17 protein-coding genes are annotated in these 22,665 nt (G+C 66.1%); 8 read left to right on the forward strand and 9 right to left on the reverse strand.

Annotated elements, in window-relative coordinates; all coding sequences use genetic code 11:
- The first annotated feature begins 48 nt into the window (after window positions 1-48).
- Window positions 49-1,506 (forward strand): MDR family MFS transporter, encoded by a 1,458-nt coding sequence (locus tag ABEA50_RS10620; protein ID WP_345495089.1) that lies wholly within the window; start codon window positions 49-51, stop codon window positions 1,504-1,506.
- Window positions 1,507-1,590: 84 nt separating this feature from the next.
- On the opposite strand, the gene ABEA50_RS10625 is transcribed toward ABEA50_RS10620, so the two are convergent.
- The 3 genes from ABEA50_RS10625 to ABEA50_RS10635 all read right to left on the reverse strand — a co-directional run bounded on the left by ABEA50_RS10625 (window position 1,591) and on the right by ABEA50_RS10635 (window position 6,225).
- Window positions 1,591-3,618 carry a hypothetical protein gene (locus ABEA50_RS10625; RefSeq protein WP_345495090.1) on the reverse strand — a complete coding sequence of 676 codons (2,028 nt, stop codon included), beginning with the start codon at window positions 3,616-3,618 and terminating at the stop codon, window positions 1,591-1,593.
- Between the two features lie 37 nt (window positions 3,619-3,655).
- A complete protein-coding gene (locus ABEA50_RS10630; protein WP_345495091.1) occupies window positions 3,656-4,696 on the reverse strand; it encodes an ATP-grasp domain-containing protein in 1,041 nt (346 codons plus the stop codon).
- A 581-nt stretch (window positions 4,697-5,277) separates the two neighbouring features.
- Window positions 5,278-6,225: a TauD/TfdA dioxygenase family protein gene (locus ABEA50_RS10635; protein ID WP_345495092.1), complete on the reverse strand. Its 948-nt coding sequence runs from the start codon at window positions 6,223-6,225 to the stop codon at window positions 5,278-5,280.
- 200 nt (window positions 6,226-6,425) lie between these two features.
- Between ABEA50_RS10635 and ABEA50_RS10640 the strand changes: the two genes are divergently transcribed.
- Window positions 6,426-7,121, forward strand: coding sequence for a type 1 glutamine amidotransferase domain-containing protein (locus ABEA50_RS10640; protein ID WP_345495093.1), 696 nt, complete (start codon window positions 6,426-6,428; stop codon window positions 7,119-7,121).
- 117 nt (window positions 7,122-7,238) lie between these two features.
- Here ABEA50_RS10640 and ABEA50_RS10645 read toward each other — a convergent pair whose 3' ends face one another.
- From ABEA50_RS10645 to ABEA50_RS10665, 5 genes are all read right to left on the reverse strand, one after another.
- Window positions 7,239-7,958 (reverse strand): siderophore-interacting protein, encoded by a 720-nt coding sequence (locus ABEA50_RS10645; protein ID WP_345495094.1) that lies wholly within the window; start codon window positions 7,956-7,958, stop codon window positions 7,239-7,241.
- 119 nt (window positions 7,959-8,077) lie between these two features.
- Window positions 8,078-9,820, reverse strand: a complete 1,743-nt coding sequence (locus ABEA50_RS10650; RefSeq protein ID WP_345495095.1) for an ABC transporter ATP-binding protein — start codon at window positions 9,818-9,820, stop codon at window positions 8,078-8,080.
- Window positions 9,817-11,688: an ABC transporter ATP-binding protein gene (locus ABEA50_RS10655; RefSeq protein ID WP_345495096.1), complete on the reverse strand. Its 1,872-nt coding sequence runs from the start codon at window positions 11,686-11,688 to the stop codon at window positions 9,817-9,819. Before ABEA50_RS10655 ends, ABEA50_RS10650 begins: the two co-directional genes overlap by 4 nt.
- A 507-nt stretch (window positions 11,689-12,195) precedes the next feature.
- Entirely contained in the window at window positions 12,196-12,663 is a 468-nt protein-coding gene (locus tag ABEA50_RS10660) for a hypothetical protein (protein ID WP_345495097.1), read from the reverse strand.
- A 151-nt stretch (window positions 12,664-12,814) separates the two neighbouring features.
- The gene (locus ABEA50_RS10665; RefSeq protein WP_345495099.1) at window positions 12,815-13,750 is read right to left on the reverse strand and encodes a DMT family transporter; all 936 of its coding nucleotides are present in this window, start codon (window positions 13,748-13,750) and stop codon (window positions 12,815-12,817) included.
- A gap of 81 nt (window positions 13,751-13,831) precedes the next feature.
- Between ABEA50_RS10665 and ABEA50_RS10670 the strand changes: the two genes are divergently transcribed.
- Window positions 13,832-14,725 (forward strand): LysR family transcriptional regulator, encoded by an 894-nt coding sequence (locus tag ABEA50_RS10670; protein ID WP_345495100.1) that lies wholly within the window; start codon window positions 13,832-13,834, stop codon window positions 14,723-14,725.
- Between the two features lie 443 nt (window positions 14,726-15,168).
- Here the strand turns inward: ABEA50_RS10670 and ABEA50_RS10675 are convergent, their stop codons facing one another.
- Window positions 15,169-17,049, reverse strand: a complete 1,881-nt coding sequence (locus tag ABEA50_RS10675) for a vWA domain-containing protein (protein WP_345495102.1) — start codon at window positions 17,047-17,049, stop codon at window positions 15,169-15,171.
- Window positions 17,050-17,229: 180 nt separating this feature from the next.
- On the opposite strand from ABEA50_RS10675, the gene ABEA50_RS10680 reads away from it, so the two are divergent.
- The 5 genes from ABEA50_RS10680 (at window position 17,230) to ABEA50_RS10700 (ending at window position 22,507) form a co-directional block, all read left to right on the forward strand.
- Entirely contained in the window at window positions 17,230-18,231 is a 1,002-nt protein-coding gene (locus tag ABEA50_RS10680) for a FecCD family ABC transporter permease (RefSeq protein WP_345495103.1), read from the forward strand.
- A 23-nt stretch (window positions 18,232-18,254) separates the two neighbouring features.
- The gene (locus tag ABEA50_RS10685) at window positions 18,255-19,295 is read left to right on the forward strand and encodes a FecCD family ABC transporter permease (protein ID WP_345495104.1); all 1,041 of its coding nucleotides are present in this window, start codon (window positions 18,255-18,257) and stop codon (window positions 19,293-19,295) included.
- Between the two features lie 136 nt (window positions 19,296-19,431).
- The gene (locus tag ABEA50_RS10690) at window positions 19,432-20,397 is read left to right on the forward strand and encodes an ABC transporter substrate-binding protein (RefSeq protein ID WP_345495105.1); all 966 of its coding nucleotides are present in this window, start codon (window positions 19,432-19,434) and stop codon (window positions 20,395-20,397) included.
- Window positions 20,398-20,591: 194 nt separating this feature from the next.
- The gene (locus tag ABEA50_RS10695) at window positions 20,592-21,230 is read left to right on the forward strand and encodes a TetR/AcrR family transcriptional regulator (protein ID WP_345495106.1); all 639 of its coding nucleotides are present in this window, start codon (window positions 20,592-20,594) and stop codon (window positions 21,228-21,230) included.
- Between the two features lie 71 nt (window positions 21,231-21,301).
- On the forward strand, window positions 21,302-22,507 hold the full coding sequence (locus ABEA50_RS10700; protein ID WP_345495107.1) for a cytochrome P450: 1,206 nt from the start codon (window positions 21,302-21,304) through the stop codon (window positions 22,505-22,507).
- Window positions 22,508-22,665 lie beyond the last annotated feature (158 nt).

Below are 22,665 nucleotides of genomic sequence, written 5' to 3' on the forward strand. Positions count from 1 at the left end.
CCGCCGCCCACCGACTGCCTGCCCCAACGAACACCGGAGGTTCCGCCCATGCCCGCCGACATCACCGATCGCTCGACGGGCGGGCGAACCCCGATGGTTATTCGACTACTCGTGTTCGCGACCTTCGTGGTGATTCTGAACGAGACCATCATGATCAACGCGATCCCGCGCCTGATGGAGGACATGCACGTCACCGAGCGTTCCGCGCAATGGGTGTCGACAGCCTTCATGCTCACCATGGCCGCGGTCATCCCCGTGACCGGCTGGTTCCTGCAACGAGTGACCACTCGGCGCGCGTACGCGATCGCGATGGGTGTGTTCCTGGCCGGCACGGCACTCTCGGCGATCGCACCCTCGTTCGCCGTGTTGCTGGTCGGCCGGGTCGTCCAGGCAGGCGGCACCGCCGTGATGATGCCCCTGTTGATGACCACCTTGATGACGGTGGTCGCCGAGCGCGATCGCGGCAAGGTGATGGGTAACGTCACGCTGGCCATCTCGGTCGCGCCCGCTATGGGCCCGGTCATCTCCGGGCTGGTGTTGCAGGTCGCCTCGTGGCGGTGGCTGTTCGTGCTGGTCCTCCCGATCGCCGGCATCGTCACCCTGCTGGGCCTGCGTCGACTGGAGAACGTCGGCGAGCCCGAGACCAGCGAGTTGGACTGGCTGAGCGTGCTGTGCGCGGCGCTCGGCTTCGGCGGGCTCGTCTACGGCCTGAGTACTTTCGAGACCACCAATGTCATGGAGCCCACGCTGATCACCGTGGCGGGTGCGGCGTTGATCGGCCTGTTCGTCGCACGTCAGATCCGCTTGCAGCGCACCGGAACCCCACTGCTCGATCTGCGCATCCTGCTGGCGGGTACCTACACCAAGGCGCTGGTGCTGATGGCGGTGGCGTTCCTCGCCATGCTCGGCTCGATGCTATTGCTTCCGCTGTACCTGCAGAACCTGCGTGGGCTTTCGCCGTTGGCCACCGGATTGTTGGTGATGCCAGGCGGTCTGGCGATGGGGCTGCTCGGGCCGGGGATCGGTCGGCTCTTCGACCGGTTCGGCGGTCGGCTGCTGGTGATTCCTGGCGCGGTCGGTGTGACGGTGGCGCTGGCCGGCTTCACCCAGATCTCTCCGACCATGCCGTACTGGGTGTTGCTCGTGCTGCACATCCTGCTGATGGTGTCACTGGCCGCCACGTTCACCCCCGTGTTCACCCTGGGACTCGGTGCGCTCCCGAAACACCTGTACTCGCACGGCAGCTCGATGCTCGGCACGTTGCAGCAGGTCGCCGCCGCGCTCGGTACGGCACTCGTGGTGACGGTGATGTCGACCCGCAGCAGCGCGCTCATCGCCGACGGCGTCGACCGGGTCACCGCGAGCCTCGACGGGATGCGGTGGGCGTTCGGCGTATCCGCCGGGCTTTCGGTGATCGTCATCGTGACGGCGGTGTCGCTACCCAACCGTGCCCCCAAGACCGAGGATTCCGACGACGACGCGGACAAGCCGCTGTTGGTCCACTGACGCGACTCGCGCCGGCGATAGCAGAATGCCCTGCGGTGCACCGTGAATTCGGTCGCGCCGCAGGGCATTTCTGGTGGTGGGAGATCAGGGGGCTGCGTTGTCGGTGACCACTTCGGGCAGCCGGTCGGCACCCCAGCTGCGATGGACGTAACCCACGACGCGTTCCAGTTCTTCATAATCGACAGCGGCCAACTCGCCGGGTTCGAGCGGGTCGAAATGGAAGATGTACAAGCGCGAGGCGAACTGCTCGAACGGCAGTGACGCCTCGCCGAACCGTTCGCCGTGCCCCGCGGTGCCGACGACTACGCCGTCACCCCAGTCCTGGCCGCTGTCATTGTTCGGGTTGTAGAAGTAGACCCGCATCGTTTCCTGCGGATCGAGGGTGACCCGCAGGACGGTGATCGCGTGCCAGCCGACGAAACGCGCCGCACTGTCGGTGACCGCGATACCGGCGGGCTGCGGATGCACCAGTGGCTGATTGCCGTTGTAGAACGGGTGATAGCCCGCGTAGAAGTAGCGGAGGAACTCGCTGAGGTCGATCAGTTTCCCGCTCGCCACATCCACATTGATCCGGAATCCACGCCCCGACCACCAGCCGTGGAATTCGGGATTGATCCACCGATGCGGATCGCCCTCCCTGCCGATGCACTCGCGACCCATCTCCGCGTAGATCCGGTCGAGGTGGGGGACCACCAGTAACGACACAGGGTCCAGATCGTTCGGCATGGTGGTGGCGACGCCGGACAGGCTCTCGCGCGAAGAAATGGGCTTGCCTTCGAAGTGCATCACGATCTCGTCGTCCCGCGCGGCCCACGCCAAGGTCTGCAACAGGTAGTCGGGATCGTTGTAGGCCCACATCGAGAGTGCTCGCGCGGACTGGCAGGTCGGATTGTCGCCCTGACCCACCCCGAGCGGAAGGCCGAGGATCGACAGCATCCCGGACAGCAGCCACGCGCGCGGTTCGGGTGTCGGACCGAAGGCATTGGCCAGGCGGTCGGCCGAAGCCGCCGAAAGATGCAGTGCGATCTGGCGCCACAGCGCGGGGGCGACCGGTGGCTGATACAGGATGCCGCGTTCCAGCATCAGTGCGAATCCGTAGATGCACTGCGCCGTCTCGACGTGCACGGCCTTGTCGATCAAGATGCGGACGAGTTCGTGGTAGCACAGCAGACAGTCGCGCCCCGTACTCGACAGACCCATCGCCTCGGCGAGCAGATACTCACCCTTGCCGAGCAGAAACCGCAGCAGCACAGCGTGATAGGGCGACACCAGGCCGGTGTCGTGCATGGATCGCGCGAAACCCGACGCCTCGTACTGCAGGGCGCTGTCGTCCATGGATTCCAGCCGGGTGGCATAGACCTCGACGCCGGGGTCTTCCCTGCACGCGTCGGTGGTGCCGTAGAGACTGCTGATCAGCCGGTCCGCGCCGAGCCCGGTGGCACCGAGATCGATGTCCGGGTTGCTCCGCGCGACAGCGATCTGGGTGATCATGCGCTTCACCGGATCCACCTGGATGGGCCGCTGACGCAGGATGCGCCAGATCTCATCGACGAGGTGCTCGAGCACCTTCTCGTAGCCCACCTGCTCGACGAGGTGGTGTAGTAGCGCGCGCGGCAGCTGCGCGATGCGTCCCTGCTGCGTGCGCTCGGCCTCGCTCGGCGGCATGAACAGCATCGTCAGATTGATCGCCAGTACCTGCGACAGATGATAATTCGCCTGCTCGGCGGAGATCATCGGATGCACGTACTCGCCGCCTGCGACCGCCTGCAAGCGCAGTTCGCTCACCGCTTCCAACACGACGGTTTCGGCATGGGGGCTGCGCAGTGACCCGGTGCTGAGCGTCGGGATGAGAATCTGCGGGTTGGCCCAGTCGGTGCCGAGGAACAGCCCCGCCGCCTCGAGTTGAATTGCCCGCGACTGCACCGCAGCGCAGCCGCCGGGCAACAACAACACCCTCCGCAGTGCGTCCAGCACTCTCGGCAGTTTGATCTGCTTGCCGAAGTCGCTGGCGTCCGAGAGCGATCGCGTGGCGTCGTCCAGCGACTCCAGGCGTTTGGCCAGAGTCGCTGTCGCCGCAGCCGTAGCCGCCGCATCGCCGCTGAATGGACTCAAATCCGGATCCTCCTGTGATCCGTTGTCGGAGAACGGATCAGATATAGAAGTCGAGCTCTTCCTGTCGCTTCAGCAGATCCCGGAGAGTGTACGGATCGTCGCCGAAGAAGTACAACAGCCCCCAATGGTTGCCGAACGCTGTGCGTTTGGTGACTTTCTCCTCCAGGGGTGAGGTCAACTCGTGTGCGTCGAAGTAGTCGTGGTCCTCGGTCTCCTCCGGCACCGACATTTGACTGACCACTCTGCGTCGAGGGTAGACGCCGAACGAACCCGCGTGCCCCTTCGCGTCCACGACCTCCTTCGGGAAGAACGCCTCGATCTCCTCGGCGGTGGTCTTGGGATCGAATGCGAGCACGAGTGCGTGATAGGCATTGAATCCGTAGGCGCGTTCGAGCAGCTCGAAGACCTTGAAGCCCGGTGGCCGGTAGGCGACCTCGCCGAAATACATCTCACCGTCGCTGGTGACGAAGTATTCGGGATGCACGAATCCGAATTCGATGTCGAATGTCTTGATCAGCTTCTCGACCTGCCGGGTGATTTCCGGTCGATAGCGTTCGAGCTCGGGGGTGGCGGGCACGAATACGGAGTAACCGAGGGTCACGTATTCGGAAATGTTGAGGAACATGATCTTGCCGTCGTGGATCCACGCTTCCACGGCGAATTCCCAGCCGTCGAGGTGCGATTCCATCAGGACCGGGAATTCCTCGTCGGGGATAGTGTCGATCTCGTCGGGTGTGCGGATCACCCGGTGACCGAGGCAGCCGGCCTTGTCGAAGGCCTTGACGTGGATGGGGTCGTTGGGGTCGCCGTCGAGCTTCAGCAGGGTCTGGTTGACCCGCTTGAGGAAGCGGATGACGTCGTCGCGCTCGTGTGCCTCCTCGAAGATACCGACGCGGATGCCGCCCAACTGTGCGCGGCGTTTCATCAGCGCCTTGTCGCGCAGTAGCATCGCCTGACCGAACAGGCGGGGATTGTCGAGCAGGACGGAGTTGATCGCGCCTGCCCATTCGACCGTCTCCTCGAAGATCGGAATGGCGACGTCGACACCCAATTCCTTCAGCGTCTCGGCGATTTCCATCGAGCGATCGTTGAGACGCTCGAAATTCCATGGGATATAAGGAATGTTGTGGTGGACGCAATATTCTTCGGCCCATTCGGGGGCAACGACGACATATCGCCTGTCGAATCTATCCACCGCTTCGACAGCGTTCAAGCTCCAACCCAATAGAGCTACATAGCCTTTTTCCGTGTTCCGAGCCTTCGATTCTTGGGTTGCAATCGACAAACCGTCTCCCCTCTAGACCTCAAATTTTCTTGAATTTTCGACATCGAGGTCGTCTACCTCAAAATCTCCATCGTTACTCCGGAGTACCCATCGTGGTGTGCCATCAAACTGTAACCGACGGCCACTGACGGTGACGAGACGGGCATAATTGCAGGTCACGGCGATATCGTCGGCGCGGAAATCTGACCGATTTCCGCGAATCGATCGCTGCGGGGTCGTTGCCGCGAACCTCGTTGACGGGCAATCGATCACGCGACAGGCCGACACGTCACGGCGTGCGCCCGGCCATAGCCGACCGCTCACACGGCAATAAATGCGCGAACTCCCGGACCGAGTAACGGTCCGGGAGTGGGGTCGATGCGCCGCTGCGTGATTTACAGAGGCAGGGTGGGCGCGGCGACGATCGGGGAGTAATTTTCCGGATTGCCGACAACGGTCTGACTGACCTCACCGTCGACCGATACCGGAAGATCGCCAGCCAGCGTCACCCGATGCAGCTGACGACGGTGCTCACCGAAATCGGCGACGCCATAGTGCTGAGTGGCACGGTTGTCCCACAATGCCACGTCACCATCGCGCCAGTCCCAGCGCACGGTGTTCTCCAGCCGAATAATGCGCTGCTGGAACAGTTCCATGAGCGCGCGCGAATCCTGCGCCGAGACATCGAGCAGGGTCTTGACGAATTGACCGAGCACCAGCGACTTCTTCCCCGTCTCGGGGTGCAAGCGCACCACAGGGTGGCGGGTCTCGAACTGCTCGTTGGTGAATTCCTGATAGTAGGTGTTGTCGGAGTAGCTGCTGCGCCCGTGTTCGGCGTAGTCGTACCGGTTGGTGTGCAGTGCCCACAGTTCCTCGGCCAGGTGCCGCAGCGACACGGGCAGCGCGTCGTAGGCGGCCGTGGTGGACGCCCACACGGTCGTCCCGCCGTAGGGCGGCAGCGTCACCGCGCGCAGCAGCGAAGCCTTCGGCACGCGATCGACGAACGTGACATCCGAGTGCCACGCGTTCGCGGCGCCTTCCAGCTCCAGCAGGTCCGTGCCACGAGACTTCACGGTGGGATGCGGCTGGGTGGGGGTGCCGAGGCGGGCGGCGGCTTGCCACTGGGTGCTGCGGTCCAGGTGGTGCTGGTCGCGGAAGAACAGCACCTGATGTTCGGCGAGCGCGACCTGGATCGCGGTCGCGGTCGGATCGTCCAGCTCTTGACCCAGCGTGATGCCCCTGACCTCGGCGCCGAGCGCGCCGCCGACCTTGCACACGTCGAGGACAGGTAACTCACGGCGCGTCGACACCGAACGGGCGGGTGGGGCAGCCACGGCAGTCATCGGTCCTCCTCGACCTTCGCCAACACGGGGACGTACGGCTTCTCGCTCGAATCTAGGCCGAACGCGACGACGGGAAAACCGTTGCGATCACCGTGCGGTAAACCCGCCACGCCCCCGAAAACGTCACGCTGACCGGCCGAGTTTGCGTCGACTCCGCAGTGGTACGCCGTCACGGATTCGGCAATCAGCGAGGAGGCACTATGTCGAAGATCCTGTTCGTCGTGACCGGTTCCGATCATTGGACCCTGGCCGATGGGAGCGAACACCCCACCGGCTATTGGGCCGAGGAAGTGATCGCGCCCTACCGTGCGTTCAAGTCCGCCGGATACGAGATCGTGGTGGCGACGCCGGGCGGGGTGGTGCCGACGCTCGACCAGGCCAGTCTCGCGCCCGAGTTCAACGGCGGCGAGCAAGGCGCCGCGGACATGCGGTCGGCGCTCGATGACGCGGAGGAGTTGACGCGGCCGATCCCCCTCGAGGACGTCGCGGTCGGCGACTACGCCGCCGTGTTCTACCCCGGCGGGCACGGTCCGATGGAGGACCTGTCCGTCGACAAGAATTCCGCGCGGGTCCTGCTCGAGACCCTCGCCTCCGGACGGCCGCTGGCGGTGGTCTGTCACGCACCGGCCGCGTTGCTGGCCACGGTGGACGACGACGGTCGCTCACCGTTCGACGGTTACCGGCTGACCGCGTTCACCGACGCGGAAGAGCGCACGACCGGACTCGCGGACAACGCCAAGTGGTTGCTCCAGGATCGTTTGGTGCGTTTGGACATCGATTTCCGCGAAGAGACGGCGTGGAGTCCGCACGTGGAGGTCGACCGAGGACTGTTCACCGGCCAGAACCCTGCCTCCGCCGGGCCACTCGCCGACGAGGTGCTCGCCGCGTTGGCCTGACCCCTGCGCGGTACACACGGCGCGCATCACTCCGGGGAGTGTCACAGAAAATCGGCCATGCTCAACCTGTTTCGGGTTGGCCATGGCCGATTCGCCGCGCAGGTCGGTGGCTTTCGGCTATTTCCAGTAGGCCTGCGCCTTGATGGACTCCTTGGGTAACGCGTGCGTGGTCTTCAGCGTCTTGGTGATCGATCGCGTGGTGGCGCCGTCGCACGCGACCCAGCCGAATCCGCCCGGATCGCAGGTGATCTGCTCGGCCTGCTCGCGCATCAATCGGCCCCCGTCGACGCGTTGCAGCCAGGTGACCTCGGTGGCGGGACCCGAGCGCACCGGCAGTGTTTTGTCGGATTCGTACTGCCATTCCAGCCACACCCTGGCCGGGATCTCGCCGAGTGCGTCCAGTAGGGAGTTGATCGCGGGCAGTGAGGCGGTGTCGCCGAAGATCACGAACTCCGACGGTGCCGGGTCCGGTACCACGAACGTGGACGCGCCAACGCCTTTCGCGATAATGCTGGCTTCGAGTTGGTCGCCGGGCTCGGCTTGCGCCGCCCACAGTGAGGCGGGGCCGTGGTGGACGGCGAACTCGATGTCGAAGGTGTCCTCGGCGGGGACCGGGTCGACCAGCGTGTAGCCGCGCTGACGTAGTTTGCCGGTGCCGTCATCGATCCACAGTCGAATCCACTGCGTGGGATGCGACGGGATGTCGGCGAGGAGTCCGCCCCCGGTGAAGCCGATACGAATGTATTTGTCGGTGACGGTCTCTACCGATGTGGCGGTCAGCTGATAGTTGTCCGCGCGCCACGTCTTCATGATGAGCCCGTCAAAGCCTTTACCCATGAAATGTAGGCTACCCTAACCAACTACGATTCGGTGTGCTGAATCCGCTCGAATCCGCTCGAATCGGGCGAACGCTCGGCGTGGACGCACTCGGGTTCCGCGCGTCCACGCCGAGGCGGTCACGCCGGTGCCGTCGCCGACGCCAAGTGCCATCCGGTGGCCCTGGAACGTTCGTTCCAGAAGTCGGCGTAGCGGCCGTCCATGGCCAGCAGCTCGGTGTGCGTGCCGCGCTCGACGATGCGCCCACCGTCGAGGAAGAGGATCTGATCGGCGTGCGCGATGGTCGTGAGGCGATGCGCGACGACCATGACCGTCTTGCTCTTGGTCAGTTCGTGCACACCGCGCACCACGACCGCCTCGCTGTGTGGGTCCAAGGAGCTCGTCGCCTCGTCGAGCAGGACGATGGGCGCGTCCTTGAGCAACGCGCGTGCGATCGAAACACGTTGGCGCTCACCACCCGACAAGGCGCTACCGCCCTCGCCGACCGGACTGTCCACGCCGTCGGGCAGACGCGCGGCGATCTCGTCGACCCGCGCCGCGGCGACCGCGCGGTCGAATTCGGCCTCGGTGGCCTCCGGCCGACCGATCGTGATGTTCTCCGCGACCGACCGATCGAAAAGGTAGACGTTCTGGAATACCAGCGAGAGTTGGTTCAACAGCGTCTCGGTGGGTTGCTCGCGCACGCCGTGCCCGCCGACGATCACCCGACCCGAGTCGACGTCGTAGTAGCGCGCAGCCAAGCGCAGCAGCGTGGTTTTACCCGCTCCGCTGGGACCCACGATCGCCGTCGTGGTGCCAGCGGGCACCGTGAACGTCAGATTCGACAGCACGGGGGATTCGGGTTGATAACCGAAAGTCACCGCGTCGAATTCGACACCGGAGGCCGAGGGTGTCACCGCGCCAGTGGCTTCCGGGAGTACCGGTTCTTCCAATAGTCCCGTCACTCGATCGACCGCCGCCGCTGCCGAACGCAACCCGTTGCTCACCTGCGCCGTCTGGTTCAACGGTTCGATGAATCGGGCGCTCACCGCGATGAGCGCGATCGCGGCGGCGGGCGAGATGCCGCCGCCGGTGAACCGGCTGACCACGGCGTAGGCCAGGAGCAGGAACAGCGCCTGAACCACCAGTGAGAACACGATGAGGCCGGGAACAGCGATGAAGACCATCCGTTTGTTCGCCGCACGCTGCTGGTGCAGTGCCCGCTCCAACGCGCGGTTGCCGGAGCCCACCGCACCGAAGGCGCGCAGCACCGGTTGGGCCTGGGCGAATTCGACCACGCGCGAGTCGGCTTCGGCCGCGGCCTCGTGCACGCTTTCGTCGGACGAGGCGTAGGAGCGGTTGGCCACCCAGTTCACTCCGAACAGCACCGGCGCCGAGATCAGCATGATCAGTGCGACCCGCCATTCGATGAACAGCATGCCGACAGCTACGGCGATCGGCACGACGATGCCGTTGAGTACCTTGGCGAGCAGATAGGCGATCGTGCCCTGGATCTCCCGGATGTTCTCCACGGCGATCCTGGAAAGCGGTCCGGCACCGTGGGTTTCGAACCAGCCCAGCGGCAGCGCGTTGAGGTGGTCGCCGATCCTGGTCTGCAATCCGCGTTGCATGCCGACCGCGATCCGCAGCCCGACGGAGGCTTGCAGGTAGCCGAAGATGGCCATCACGGCGACGGTCGCCGCCATCACCAGCACCCAGATCCACGCAAGACCGAGGTCGTTGTCGAACAGCGCCTGCAGGACGGGGACGAGGAGCAGATAGGCGACCGCCTGGCTGAGCGAGAAGGCGATGATGGCGGCGAACAGCCGGGGGATCAGTCGAGAGAATTCGGCGGGGACGAGCCCGAGTACCTTGCGAATCATCGAACTTCCTCACTCTCGACGAGCGAAACGGTGTGCAGCGCGGCCTCGTTCATTTCCCAGAGCCGCTGGTAGGTGCCGCCCGCCGCGTGCAGGCTCGCGTGGGTGCCTTGCTCGACCAGCACTCCGTTGTCCAACACCAGGATCTGGTCGACGCCGGTGATGGTGTGCAGCCGGTGCGCGATCACCAGGACGGTCCGCTCGGCGACGAGGACCGCGAGCGCGTCCTGAACCGCCGCCTCGGATTCGGGGTCGGCGAAGGCCGTCGCCTCGTCCAGGACCAGCACGGGGGTATCGGCCAAGAGGGCGCGCGCGATCGAAAGGCGTTGCGCCTCACCGCCGGACAGATTGACGTCCGTGCCGATATTCGAGTCGTAGCCGTGTGGCATCGCGATGATCCTGTCGTGGATCTGCGCGGCGCGTGCGGCGCGCTCGAGTTCCTCGTCGGTGGCGTGTTCGCGGGCAAGGCGCAGGTTGTCACGGATCGATCCGCGGATCAGCCGAACATCCTGGAAGACGAAACCCACGGTGTGATAAAGCTCTTCGGTACTGAAGTCGCGGATATCGCGGCCACCGATGGTGATTCGACCCGATCCGACGTCGTAGAACCGTGGAAGGAGTTTCGCGAGCGTGGACTTGCCCGACCCGCTGGGGCCGACCAGTGCGGTAAGGGTTCCCGGTGCGAGCTCGAGATCGAGGCCGCGCAACACCTCGCGTTCGGCGTTGTAGCCGAAGGTGACGCCGCTGAATCTCACCAGACCGTCGGGGTCGGCGCGCACGTCGCCGGTCTCCGTCGAATCCTGCGCGGCTGCGGGCGCATTCGTGACAAGCTCGGTGGTCTGTTGCAGCTCGTGCAGCCGCACCGCCGCCGCGCCCGCGGTGCGCAGGGCCTGCCCGCCGTAGCCGAGGCCCAGGAGCGACGCGCCGAGGCCGAGGCCGACCAGGAAGAACGGCAGCACATCCAGCGGGGTGATCCAGTCGAGGCCGACACCGGCCAGGCCAGCCACCGCGATCACCAGCATCACCGACACGGGCGAGATCACCACGTCGGTGAACGACTGCAGCGGGATCATCGGCGTCTTCCACCGATCCAGACTGCGGGTCTGCCCGTCGACGGCGGCCTGGAACTCGGTGTGCGCCTTGCCTGCCTGCCCGAACGCGCGCACGACCTGGATGCCGTCGACGAATTCGATGGTCTTCTCCTGTACCTGCCGTTCCCAGCGGTTGTATACCGCCAATCGGTCGCGACTGGTCTGATCCATCATCTTGCTCAACGAGATCGCGTAGACCACGAGCGGGATGAGCAGTACCAGCGTCAACCGCCAGTCGACGGTCGCCAGGTAGCCGAGGGTGACCAGGGGGACGACGAGCGCACCCACGAACTCCAGCCGCGCGTGCGCGACCAGATAGTGCAGCGCTTCGACATCGTCCTGGAGGTACTTCTTGATCTCACCCGAGGAGCGCTCGCCGAACCAGCCGAGCGGAACCTGGGTCAGCTTCTGCGCCAACGCACGCCGGACCGCGAGTTGGAATCCGGAGTCCACCAGATGGGTCCAGGTGAGCGCGGCGGCTTGTAAGAGGCCGCGGACCACGAGGACGAGCACGGCGATCAGCAGCAGCCGCCACACGCGATCGGTGTCCACGTTCTCGGCGAGCATCTCTCGGCAGGACTGCACGATCAGGATGAACGGCACGACCGAGAGCACCGACGCGACGGCCATGATGAGGCTCGCGATGTTCAGTGTTGTCGCGACGGGCGCGAGAATTTCTTTGCGCGCCTTGGCTTCCTGCTGCTTGTTCGCCTTTTGTACCGATTTGGGCAAAGGATTGCCCGTATCCGCCCCCACCTGTGGCGCGGCCTCCACCGTCATGTCTTCTCGCCTCTCGAGCTTGGTACGCCGATGTCTCCGGAATCGGGCCAGCTTTACCAGACCCGCGCCCCTCGCAGGATAGGCTAGCCTAAATATCCGAGAAACTGGAGCCCGCCGGCCCATCTCGGCTTCGCCGGATCGAAACCTGCTGAGCCCCGGTCGCGAAGCTGGATTTCCTGCCGGCCCATCCGCGCACGGCTTTACGCTGGCATTCGCTGCCCTGTTACCGATGACTGTTCGTGAGCGATCGAGTCGATGCTCGCCGCGCGCCCCAGACCGGAACGGCGGTGTTCGTGCTGGCTTCGATCGCGTGCGGTCTCGCTGCGTCCGCGCCGCCGCTGGTGCGGGTCGGTCTATGCCGACCACGACATCCGTTCGCAGTAGGCCACAGTTCTGCGTCCAAGGCGAGGCACGCGCCGCCCGATAGCTGCCTTCGGGCCGGAGCGGACGGCGCGTGCTCGCCGCCCCATGCCGGGAGTCGAAACCGAATGTGGTGGGGGCGGGGTGTCAGGTGTTGACGGGATTGAGGCAGTAGGAGGTCGGTTGTTTGCGGTGGTGGATGGCGGTTGTGCGGGTGAACTTTTTGCTCACGGGCTGGCAGACGTTCGCGTCGTCGCGGGCGATTCGCGTGTTGACCTGGTGGGCGCCCCGTGTCGAACAGGGCACTTTTCGCAGGAGGTGGAGGTTTTGGCCGGTGTTGGCGGGGTCGTTGACGCACTCACCGACCTGGGCGTTGAGTTGTGTGCAGGCGTAGACCGTCTTCTTCTTGCGGCGCGAGGTCCACCGGAAGTCGTTGTCGGGGCACCTGTTGGTGGCGGAATTACGCACCACGATCAGTACTGCCTCGGGGGCGGCGCAGTCGCGATGCTGCATGTCCCAGGTGCCGGCGTCCTTGATCTTGACGAAGAAACCGCAGTCACCCACCTTGATGGAGTCGGTTCTCGACGAGGAACCGCATCCGGAAACAGCGAGCACGCACATCATGAGAAGGGCGAGGACAAGGGTGGGGCGTCGGCGAATCGTGCGACGAGGCTTCGGGTTTCGAGGTCGATGGGACATGAGCAATAGCTTCCCAGCTCCGGTCGACCGGGTAAGCCACCAATACTGGTGGCACATGCGCGCGGCGTTACTTGGTGGCCGTCTTGCCTCGAGCTCGGGAAATCGCCACTCCGGCAAGGCAGAAGGCGCCACCCAGCAGGGCCCATCCCGTCGGCGTCTCACCGAGCAGCACCCATGACAGCACCACCGAGACGGCGGGAACGGCGTAGGTGCTCGCGGCGAGCCGACTCGCGTCGGTGCGGCGCAGGGCGAACGACCATGCGGTGAAACCCAGTGCGGTGGGGAACAATCCGAGGTAGATGCCGTCGAAGAGGGTGCGAGCCGGGGCGGTGGACAGTTCACCGATCAGCTGCGGCGCCCACGGCGACAGTGCCACCACACCGACGAGGCACCCCAGCCAGATCGCGGTGAGTCCGTCGACATGGCGCAGCGCGGCCTTCTGGACGAGCACACCCGCCGCGTACAGCACCGCCGCGAGTAGGCACATGAGCACACCGAAACCGCTGCGGTGCCCTTCGACACCGATCGTCATCGTCGCGACGCCCAGCAGCGACACCAAGCCGCCGACGATCAGCATGCGCGTGATTCCCTCACGGAAGATGATCCCGGCCGCGAACGCGACCAGCAGCGGCGCCAGCGTCACCAACAGCGCTGCCGTGCCCGCGTCGACGTGCAGTTCCGCGACGTTGAGTGCCACGGTGTACCCGGCCAGCCACAGCACCGCGTAGGTGGCGATCAGCACCAGCGGAGTCCTGGCGCGTGGAATCCTCGGTTTCCCTTTGGTTTTCACCAGGACGACCACCGACAGCGCCACCCCCGCGACCGCGAGGCGCAGCAAGGCCATCGGCGCCGGGGAGAGCGTTGTGCCGACGTCACGGATGGCGACGAATGCGGAGGCCCACAGGATCACCGTGATCACCGCGGCGATCGCGCTCGGCAGGTCGATGGCCTTGCGAACCGGTGTGGGAGGGGTGGTTTCGGCGGGGGAGAGGTCGGTGGTCACTCGACTATCGTCTCCACTCCGACCAGACAGCACAAGCGATTATTCGACATCAAATGTTAAGGACAGCTGTACAATCAGGCGGTGCTCGACATCTCACACCTCCAGCTCTTACGCACCATCGTCGCCACGGGATCGCTGCGCGCCAGTGCCGCCGCGCTCGGCTACACCCCGTCGGCGGCAAGCCAGCAACTCGCCACCCTCCAGCGCCAGACCGGGCTGCGGCTGGTCGAACGGGTCGGCAGGGGCATCGAGCCGACGACCACCGGACGAGCCCTCGCCACCGAGGCGGAGGCACTGTTCGCCGAACTCGGGCGACTCGACGGGTTGGTCGGCGACCTGCGCGCTGGCCGCGTCGGCAGTCTGTCGATCGGCTACGTCGCCTCGGTCGGTGCCAGTTGGCTCCCGCCGCTCATCGACGTGTTGCGGCGCGAGTTTCCCGAGCTGCGTTTGGCATTGCACCTCGACGAGTTCGGCAGCGGCGGCAGTGATGTCCAGGTTTTCATCGAAGACACGGCCGAGCAACCCGCCGGGTCCGTTTCGGTGCGTCGCCTGCTGTCGGACCCGTATCACGTGATCCTGCGCGACGACGATCCGTTGGCGCAGCGCTCCGGGGTTCCGATCGGTGAGCTGGCACAACGATCATGGATCGACAATGAACGCCGCGACGGCGTGTGTCGACGAATCCTGTTGGCGGCGTGCGCGGAAGCGGGCGTCACACCGCGCTTCCAGGTCCAGGCCCCCGACTACCGCACGGCGCTGCCACTGGTCGCCACCGGTATCGGCATCACCGTCTTGCCGCAGCTGGCGGTGGTGGATCTGCCTGCGGGTTTGTGCGCGCGACCACTGACCGCACCGGCCCCGATTCGCCACGTGGGCCTCGCCGTTCGAGAATCCGTGGCACACACTCCCGCCGTCCAGCGTGCCGTCGAACTGTTCACCGCACTCGCCGCGGATTCGGTGCCGATCACCGCCTGACCGACGCGGCCGACTTCATCGCCTACCGGCCCCGACGGCCTTGTGTCGGACTCGCTCCTTTCGGGTCCGTACCGTAATCGTCGACCCGATGCCGCACGGCGGCGCGCACGCGCGTCGACGACCCGGCACTGAAAATGCCCGAAAGCCTCGTGCGAGGCGGCCTCCGGCATCGCGAGCGTGCTCGAGTCGGCGGCTGGCACTCGCTATTCTGACGGACGAACAGCCGCACCGGCATGAACGTGCCGTAGCTGATCCGCCCGATCGGTGTCGGCGTCCAGCTGCGCCAGCGCGGACGCGCGGCGTGCGGTGACGTCGTCGTAGCGCGCGAGCGGCCGGTCACCGGAGAGTGGACGCAGCCGGTCGATCCAGATCTCGCCGACGATCGTGTCGTCGCGGAAACCGAGCGAGTAGCCCCGGCGAACGAGGGGGATTGCGACTCGGCGCTACCGCCGCGCGGCCTTGCGCTTTCTCCAGGCAAACGCGCCGCCACCGACCAATACCAGCAGCACAGCGGCCCCCGCGGCGAGCGCGATCATCCCGGTCGCGGAATCCTCGTCACCCTTGGTCGCGGCCACCGTCGACGCTGTGCTGTCCGTGCCCGACGGCGTACCTTTCTCGCCGAAAACGTCTCCCGCCGTGTTGGATTGGTATATCGGTCCCGGCTCGGGTTGTCCGGAGACCGCGACGTCGATGCTGATCGGGACCGGCGTTCCCGCCGACTCCTCGCGAGCTGGCCCGAGCTTGACGGCGATGTAGTACCAGCCGGGAACGCTTTGACTGCGATCCTCGTGCGCGTCGGCGGTGCGGTTGGCGTAGCGCACCTTCGCGGTGGTGAGAGCGGGATCGTTGTTGGGCAGAGCCGTGGTCTCGCCCGTGTACGAGGTGAACGAGTGGTCGATTTCCGCACGGAACGGTGAGTACAGCGTGGTCGTGGCATTCGATATGCCGTCGACGCCGCGCGAGCCGGTGCCTTCGTACCGCACGCGGTAGGCGAGACCCTGTCCCCAGTCCAGTCGCACGCGATAGAAGACGAATTCGCCGCGTTGCAGTGTGTCCGTGTAGCTGCCCGAACTCGGCAGTGTCCCGGCGACATTGAAGGAACCGCCGCCGACCGCTGCCGTCGGTTCGCCGGTCGGCTCGGTGAAGGGGGAATCCCCGGTGGCGGTCGCGGGGCCGGGATCGGTGACCGCCGGTTCGATGCCGACGAGCAGTTCGACCGGTGTCCGCTCGGGCATGTTGTCGGCGACGGTGCTCCATTCGAGAGAGAAGTAGTACCGGCCGCCGCCACGACACTTCCGATCGCCGGACTTCGCCTCGGTGGCGCCGTCCCAGGTCTTGCTGATGGTGAGCGCGGCGCCGTGGCTGGAGTTCACGACGGATTCGGATTCGAAGCCGTGGCAGTCCGCGCCGTCGGCGTCGTAGACGCGCACGGCGAGTGCGCTCGTATCGCCGTTCGGCGCGTCGTGCTGCACGCGGGGAAACGACACGGTCGCACCGAAGTACGCGGTCGCGCCCTGCGGCACGTCGACGGCGTAGTACTGCGCGCGCTTCTGCCCGAGGGTGTCCAGGTATTGGCCGGGCGTGGCGACCGGAGCGCCGTTGTATGTCTCGGTCCCGGTGATGGCGGTTCCCGTCGACTGGTAGGTGCGCAATGCCGCCTGGCTCACCCGTGGCAGGACCCGCTTGAGCGCGGGGCCGTCCGCGGCATCGGTGTATGTGCCGCCGGTCTGTTGCGCGATGCAGGTCAGCTGCGCGCGGGAAGCCGCGTCGACGCCGAATCCGATCGCGTGCACGACGAGGTCGACGCCCTGCTCGTGCAGCTCCTGTGCCACCGCACACGGATCGGGTGGGGCGCAGGTGTCCACACCGTCGGAGACCAGCACGACCGATCGCGGACCCGAGTTCGGCAGCGCCGCCGCGGCTTCGCGCAGTGACGCACCGATCGGCGTGTATCCACTGGCTCGGATTCCGTCGACGGCGGCGGTGAGCGCCCCCTGGTCGAGGGTGTCGACCTCGCGAAGGACTCGCACGTCGGTGCATCCGGCTGTCTTCTCGGCATCCGATGAGCCCGTGGCGGTCCCGTACGCGGTGAGGCCGACTTTCGAGGTGGTGGGCGCCGCGTCGACGAAGTCGCGGACCGCGGTCTTGGCGGCATCCATTTTCGTTCCGCCGCTCGGATCGTCCGCGTTCATCGACCCCGAGGCGTCGAGCACGACCATGGTGGGGGCGTAGCCGGGCTCGCGTTCCTGCGCGTGTGCGGGGGATGCGGTCACCACCAGAGCGGTGAGTCCCGCCGCGGCCAGCGACTTCGTAAGTCTCGACATTTCCCACGCCCTCTGATCGAACAATCGCGCTGACACTACGCGAAGGCGAATGCGCTGCGGAAACAGCTTCCCCCGTGTGGTGAGCGGAACGGTGCACGAACTGGACGCGCGGTTAGTAGCGCACTTCCTGTCTATTAAGGTTAGCCTTACCAAAAATATTCGGCAGATAGGGCGCGGGACGTGACGGTGCGCAAACGACGGCTGGTCGGAGTGGCCGCACTGGTGGGATTCGTGGCGCTGACCGTCGTCGCGAGCCTTGTCATCGGTGCGCAATCCACCTCGCCCGCGCAGGTGTGGCACGCGTTGTTCGCCGCCGACGCCTCGCCCGGCGACGAGCTGGTGTGGAAGTTGCGGATGCCACGCACGCTGCTCGGCGTGATGGTCGGAGTCGCACTCGGTGTCGCGGGCGCGTTGTTGCAGGGGCACACCCGAAATCCGCTGGCCGACACCGGGTTACTCGGCCTCAACGCCGGTGCGGCGTTCGCGGTGGTGTTGTCGATTCACCTGCTCCACATCACCGACCCCGGCGGCTATATCTGGTTCGCTCTGCTCGGCTCGCTCATCGCGGCGTTCATCGTTTTCGGTGTCAGCGCGCTCGGACGCGGCGGGGGAGACCCGCTCAGCTTGGCGATCGCGGGCGCGGCCGTCACCTTCTTTCTGCAGGCGATGACGAATGCGCTGGCGCTCGACGACATCACCGCCTTCGACAGCTTCCGATTCTGGATCGTCGGCGCGCTCGGTGGCCGCGACCTCCACGTCGCCGCCCAGGTCGCGCCGTTCTTGGTCGTGGGTTTGCTGCTCGCCGCGATCAACACGCCCGCACTCAACGTGCTCGCGCTGGGTGAGGACACCGCACGCGCGCTCGGTGGCCGCGTTCGCGTGACGCGCGCGGTCGGACTCGCCGCCGTCGCCCTGCTCTCCGGCGCGGCTACGGCGGCGTGCGGACCGATCGCGTTTCTCGGACTGGTGGTTCCGCACGTGGCCAGGTGGATCACCGGACCGGATCACCGCTGGTTGGTTCCGTACTCGGGATTGCTCGGCGCGGCCGTGTTATTGGCGGCCGACGTCGTCGGGCGAGTGGTGGTGCCACCCGGTGAGCTGAGCGTCGGTATCGCGCTTGCGGTGTTCGGTGCACCGTGCTTCGTGATGCTGGTGCGTCGACGACGATTGGCCGTGCTGTGAAGTCCTCGGCGGTCGATGCGCGCGTGCCCGACAGGCCGACCCTGCGAATCGGGGGCGTGTCGACGGTGCTGCGGCCACGCGCGATGGTGCTGGTGATGGTGTTGGCGGCGTTGACATTCGCGTTGGTGTGCGTCGATCTCGGCCGCGGTGACGTCGCCGTCTCGGTGCGTGAGGTGCTGAATGTCCTTGGCGGCGCGGGAACACGCTCGCACCGCTTCGTCGTCCTGGAACTGCGGTTACCTCGGGCATTGACCGGTGTCGTCGCGGGCGGCTGCCTCGGACTGTCCGGAGCGCTCACACAATCACTGCTGCGCAACCCGCTGGCCGCGCCCGACCTGCTCGGCGTCACCTCCGGTGCGGGTGCTGGCGCGGTACTGGCCCTCATCGTGGGTGGCGAGGGCCTGTTCGGCGTGCTCGGCGTCACCGTCGCGGCACTGCTCGGCGGATTGTCGACGATGGCGGTGGTCATCGGCCTCGCCTGGCGCCACGGTTTCGACGGATTTCGGATCGTGCTGATCGGTATCGGCGCCAACGCCATGCTCGTCGCCGCGATCACCTGGTTGCTGACCTACGCCGACCTCACCGACGCCACCCGCGCGCAGGTGTGGTTGAACGGTTCCCTCGACGCGGCCTCGTGGACTCGGTTGTGGCCGCCGGTGATCGGGTTGCTCGTCGCGGGCGCGGTCGCCGTGTGGTCGATCCCGACGCTGGCCGTCCTGCGTTTCGGCGACGACAAGGCGCGATCGCTGGGCGTGCGGCTTTCCCTGCGGCAAGCCTTGGTGCTGCTGGCCGCCGTCGCGGCGGCGGCATTGGCCACCTCGGCGTGCGGACCCATCGGATTCATCGCTCTCGCCGCACCGCAGATCGCGCGCCTGTTCGTGCGCTCGCCGATGGAACCGATCGTGACGTCGGTACTGGTGGGTTCGGCGCTCGTGGTCGGCGGTGACATCGTTGCGCGCACGGTGCTGCCGACCCCACTGCCGGTCGGGATCGTGACCTCCGCGGCGGGCGGCGTGGGTCTGCTGTTTCTCCTGGTCCGCGCGCGTCGAAAGGCGGCCATATGACCGGGCCACCAGTGGGAACACTCCGCTGCGGCGATACCCGATACGTCCACGGGGCGTGGGTCGAAGACTTCGAGGCGGGGCTCGAATCACGCGCCAGTGCGGCGCATTCACTGCAATCAGGAAATTGGGAGCACAGATGAGACCGATCAAATCCGCGATCGCCGCGGTCCTCGCGGGCGGGCTCGCACTCACCGTGGTGGCGTGTGGGTCCGACGACGAACCGAGTTCGAGCACCGCGACGGCGGCCACCGTCATCAAGCACAACCGAGGCGAGACCTCGATCGACGGCGTTCCGGAACGCATTGTGGCGCTGGGCAATCAGTGGTTGGACGCCGTCCAGTCGCTGGGCGTCACCCCCGTGGCCTACATCGACACGGTCGCCGCCGTCGCCGGGGGAACTCCCGAATGGGAGCCCGCCACGTTGCAGCAGGCGAAACCACTCGACCCGCAGGGCGATGTCGTCGAGCAAATCGCCGCGCAGAATCCCGATCTCATCCTGGTGCCGGACTATTTGGCCGATCAGGCCACCTTCGACAAGCTCGCGAAGTTCGCGCCCACCGTCGGCTCGCTGACGAGCGCCGGTGTCGATCCGTGGCGCGATCAGGTGAGCGCACTCGGAAAAATCCTGCACAAGCAGGACGAGGCGGCGAAGGTGGTCGGCGATATCGACGCCGAGATCACCGCGGCCGCCGCCCGGCATCCCGCACTGCAAGGCAAGACATTCACCAGCACGTTCCTGTTCACCTCCACGCAACTGGTGGTGTCCAACGATCCGAAGGACGGCTCCACCGAACTGTTCAGCCGCCTCGGCTTGACCATTCCGCAGAGCCTGGTCGATCAGCGGGGCGCGATGGGTCGACTGACGCTCTCACCCGAGCGCATCGGTGACCTGACCGCGGATCTGCTCGTGGTCACGGCGACGCCCGATCTCCAGGAAGCGTTCAAGCGGCTGCCCGGCTACGACAACCTGCCCGCCGTACGGGCCGACAGCATCGCCTTCGTCGACATGGCCGCTGGCAGTGGGATCAATCAGCCGACCCCACTGAATGTTCCGTACCTGCTGGACAAGCTGGAGCCCACTTTCGCGGCTGCCGCGAAGTAGTCGGTCGAGGCGGATCGTCCTCGCGACACCCACCGCTGCCCGTTGCGGGTTTCACCACAGGGTGAAACCCGCAACGGGCCTTGTTGTTTCACACGCATCGTCCGATGGCCCAGTGGCGCCAATTCGCTATACAACTTGTATAACCACTATCCGAATCGTACTGTGAAGGAATGGAAGCCGAGGGTGCGGTCGCGATGTCTGCGATATCGGAGATGCCGCAGGGGCGACCGAGCCTTCGAGAAGAACAGAAGACGCTGACCCACAATCGCGTCCTCGACGCGGCGGTCACCGTGTTCGGTGAGAAGCAGTTTCTCGGCGCGACGATCGACGACATCGCGCGCGCGGCTGGCGTCACCAGGGCCACCGTGTACGCCCACTTCGCCGGGGGGAAGGCCGAACTCGTCGACGCCGTCGTCGCGCGGGTGTACGGCTCGATCGACGAGGCATACGCCGAACTCACCGACATCCCCGAATGGACCCGATCCGTGGTCCGCGAATGGCTGACCAGGCTTGTCGCGCGCTGGGCGGCGCTGACGCCGACGATCCGTGTGCTCAGCAGTGCTGGCACGAGCATCGCGCGCAGCTCCGACGAAGCGGGGCAACGCTACTTGGCGGCGCACGAGCGGCACGTCACCGCATTGTGCGGCAATCCTGAACGCTGGCAAGGCTGTTCGCCCGCCGATCGGCGACAGCGCGCGCTCATGGCCGTGCTGCAAACCGAGTCGTTCCTCACCGTCTGGATCAGCGGTGGCTGGGCGGTGGAAACCGAGGACCCGCTCGACCTGCTCGCGGACGCGGTCTGCCACCTGCTCGCACCGGCCCTGCGCGGCTAGCCAGCCGCGTTTTCCGAGCCATCCGCTCCCGGAGGGGGCGGTGTTAGTTGAGTAAGCATCGAGGAGGCGGCGTGACCACCACGGAACCGAAGATTTTCCCCGCGAATGAGCTGGATCGACTCGAACCCGACCCCCTTTTCGCCGAGCTGCGCGCAGACGCGCCGCTGAGCAGGATTCAGTTGCCCTACGGTGAACCCGGTTGGCTGGCAACACGATACGAAGACATCAAGGTCGTGCTCGGCGACCGCCGCTTCAGCCGCGCCGAGGCAACGGGACGGGACGAGCCGCGCGTGCGGCCACTGATTTCCGCGCCGGGCAACATTCTCAGCGTCGACCCACCCGAACACAGTCGGCTGCGGCGGCTTGTGCTGAAAGCGTTCACCGCGCGCCGGATGGCCGAATTGCGGCCGGAGGTCACCGGCATCGCCGAACGACTGGTCGACGGCATGATCGAGCGCGGCGCGCCGTCGGACCTGGTGGCGGACTTCGCATTACCCCTGCCGATCACTGTCATCTGCGAGATGCTCGGCGTGCCGTTCGAGGACCGCACCGACTTCCGGCTCTGGTCGGACGCGTTTTTGTCCACCACCCGCTTCACCCCGGAGGAAGTCGCGCTCTACTCCCAGCGGATGCGTGACTACATCGCCGAACTCGTCGCGCAGCGCCGCGTGCAGCCGCAGGACGATATGCTCAGCGACCTGGTGCAAGCGCGCGACGAGCACGATCGGCTTTCCGAAGACGAGCTCATCTCGATGGGCCAGACCATCCTGGTCGCCGGACACGAAACCACCGCGTCGCAGATTCCGAATTTCGTCTACATCCTGCTGCATCACCCCGATCAGCTCGCGCAATTGCGCGCCGATCCCGACCTGCTGCCGCGAGCGGTCGAGGAACTGATGCGCTTCACGCCGCTGGGCGCGGCCGTCGGAACCGCCAGGTACGCAACCGAAGACATCGAAGTCGGCGGTGTGCTCGTGCGTGCGGGCGAGCCGGTGATGGCGGCGGTGGCCTCCGGCAACCGGGACGAGTCGATCTTCCCCGACGCCGACGTCCTGGATCTGCGGCGTTCCGGCGCGCATCACGTCGGTTTCGGGCACGGTCCGCATCACTGCCTCGGCGCGCCACTGGCCAGGATGGAACTCCAGGTCGCGCTGCAAACCCTGCTCGAGCGCCTACCCGGTCTCCGGATCGTCGACGAGGAGTCCGGCATCGATTGGAAGACCGGCATGTCCACGCGCGGGCCGGAGCGCTTGCTGGTCACCTGGGACCAGCCGTAGCACCGAAATATCGGGTGTGACGCGGGGTTCGGGCTCGACATCGCGTCGGGCGCGGACCCCGCGGTCGCGTCACGACCTGCCCGGCCGATCGAATGGTCTTCGCACACAACAGCTCCCCGGATGTCGCGACCGAGTTTCTCGGTCCGACACCCGGGGAG

The sequence above is a fragment of the Nocardia callitridis genome (assembly GCF_039543305.1).
GTDB lineage: Bacteria > Actinomycetota > Actinomycetes > Mycobacteriales > Mycobacteriaceae > Nocardia > Nocardia callitridis.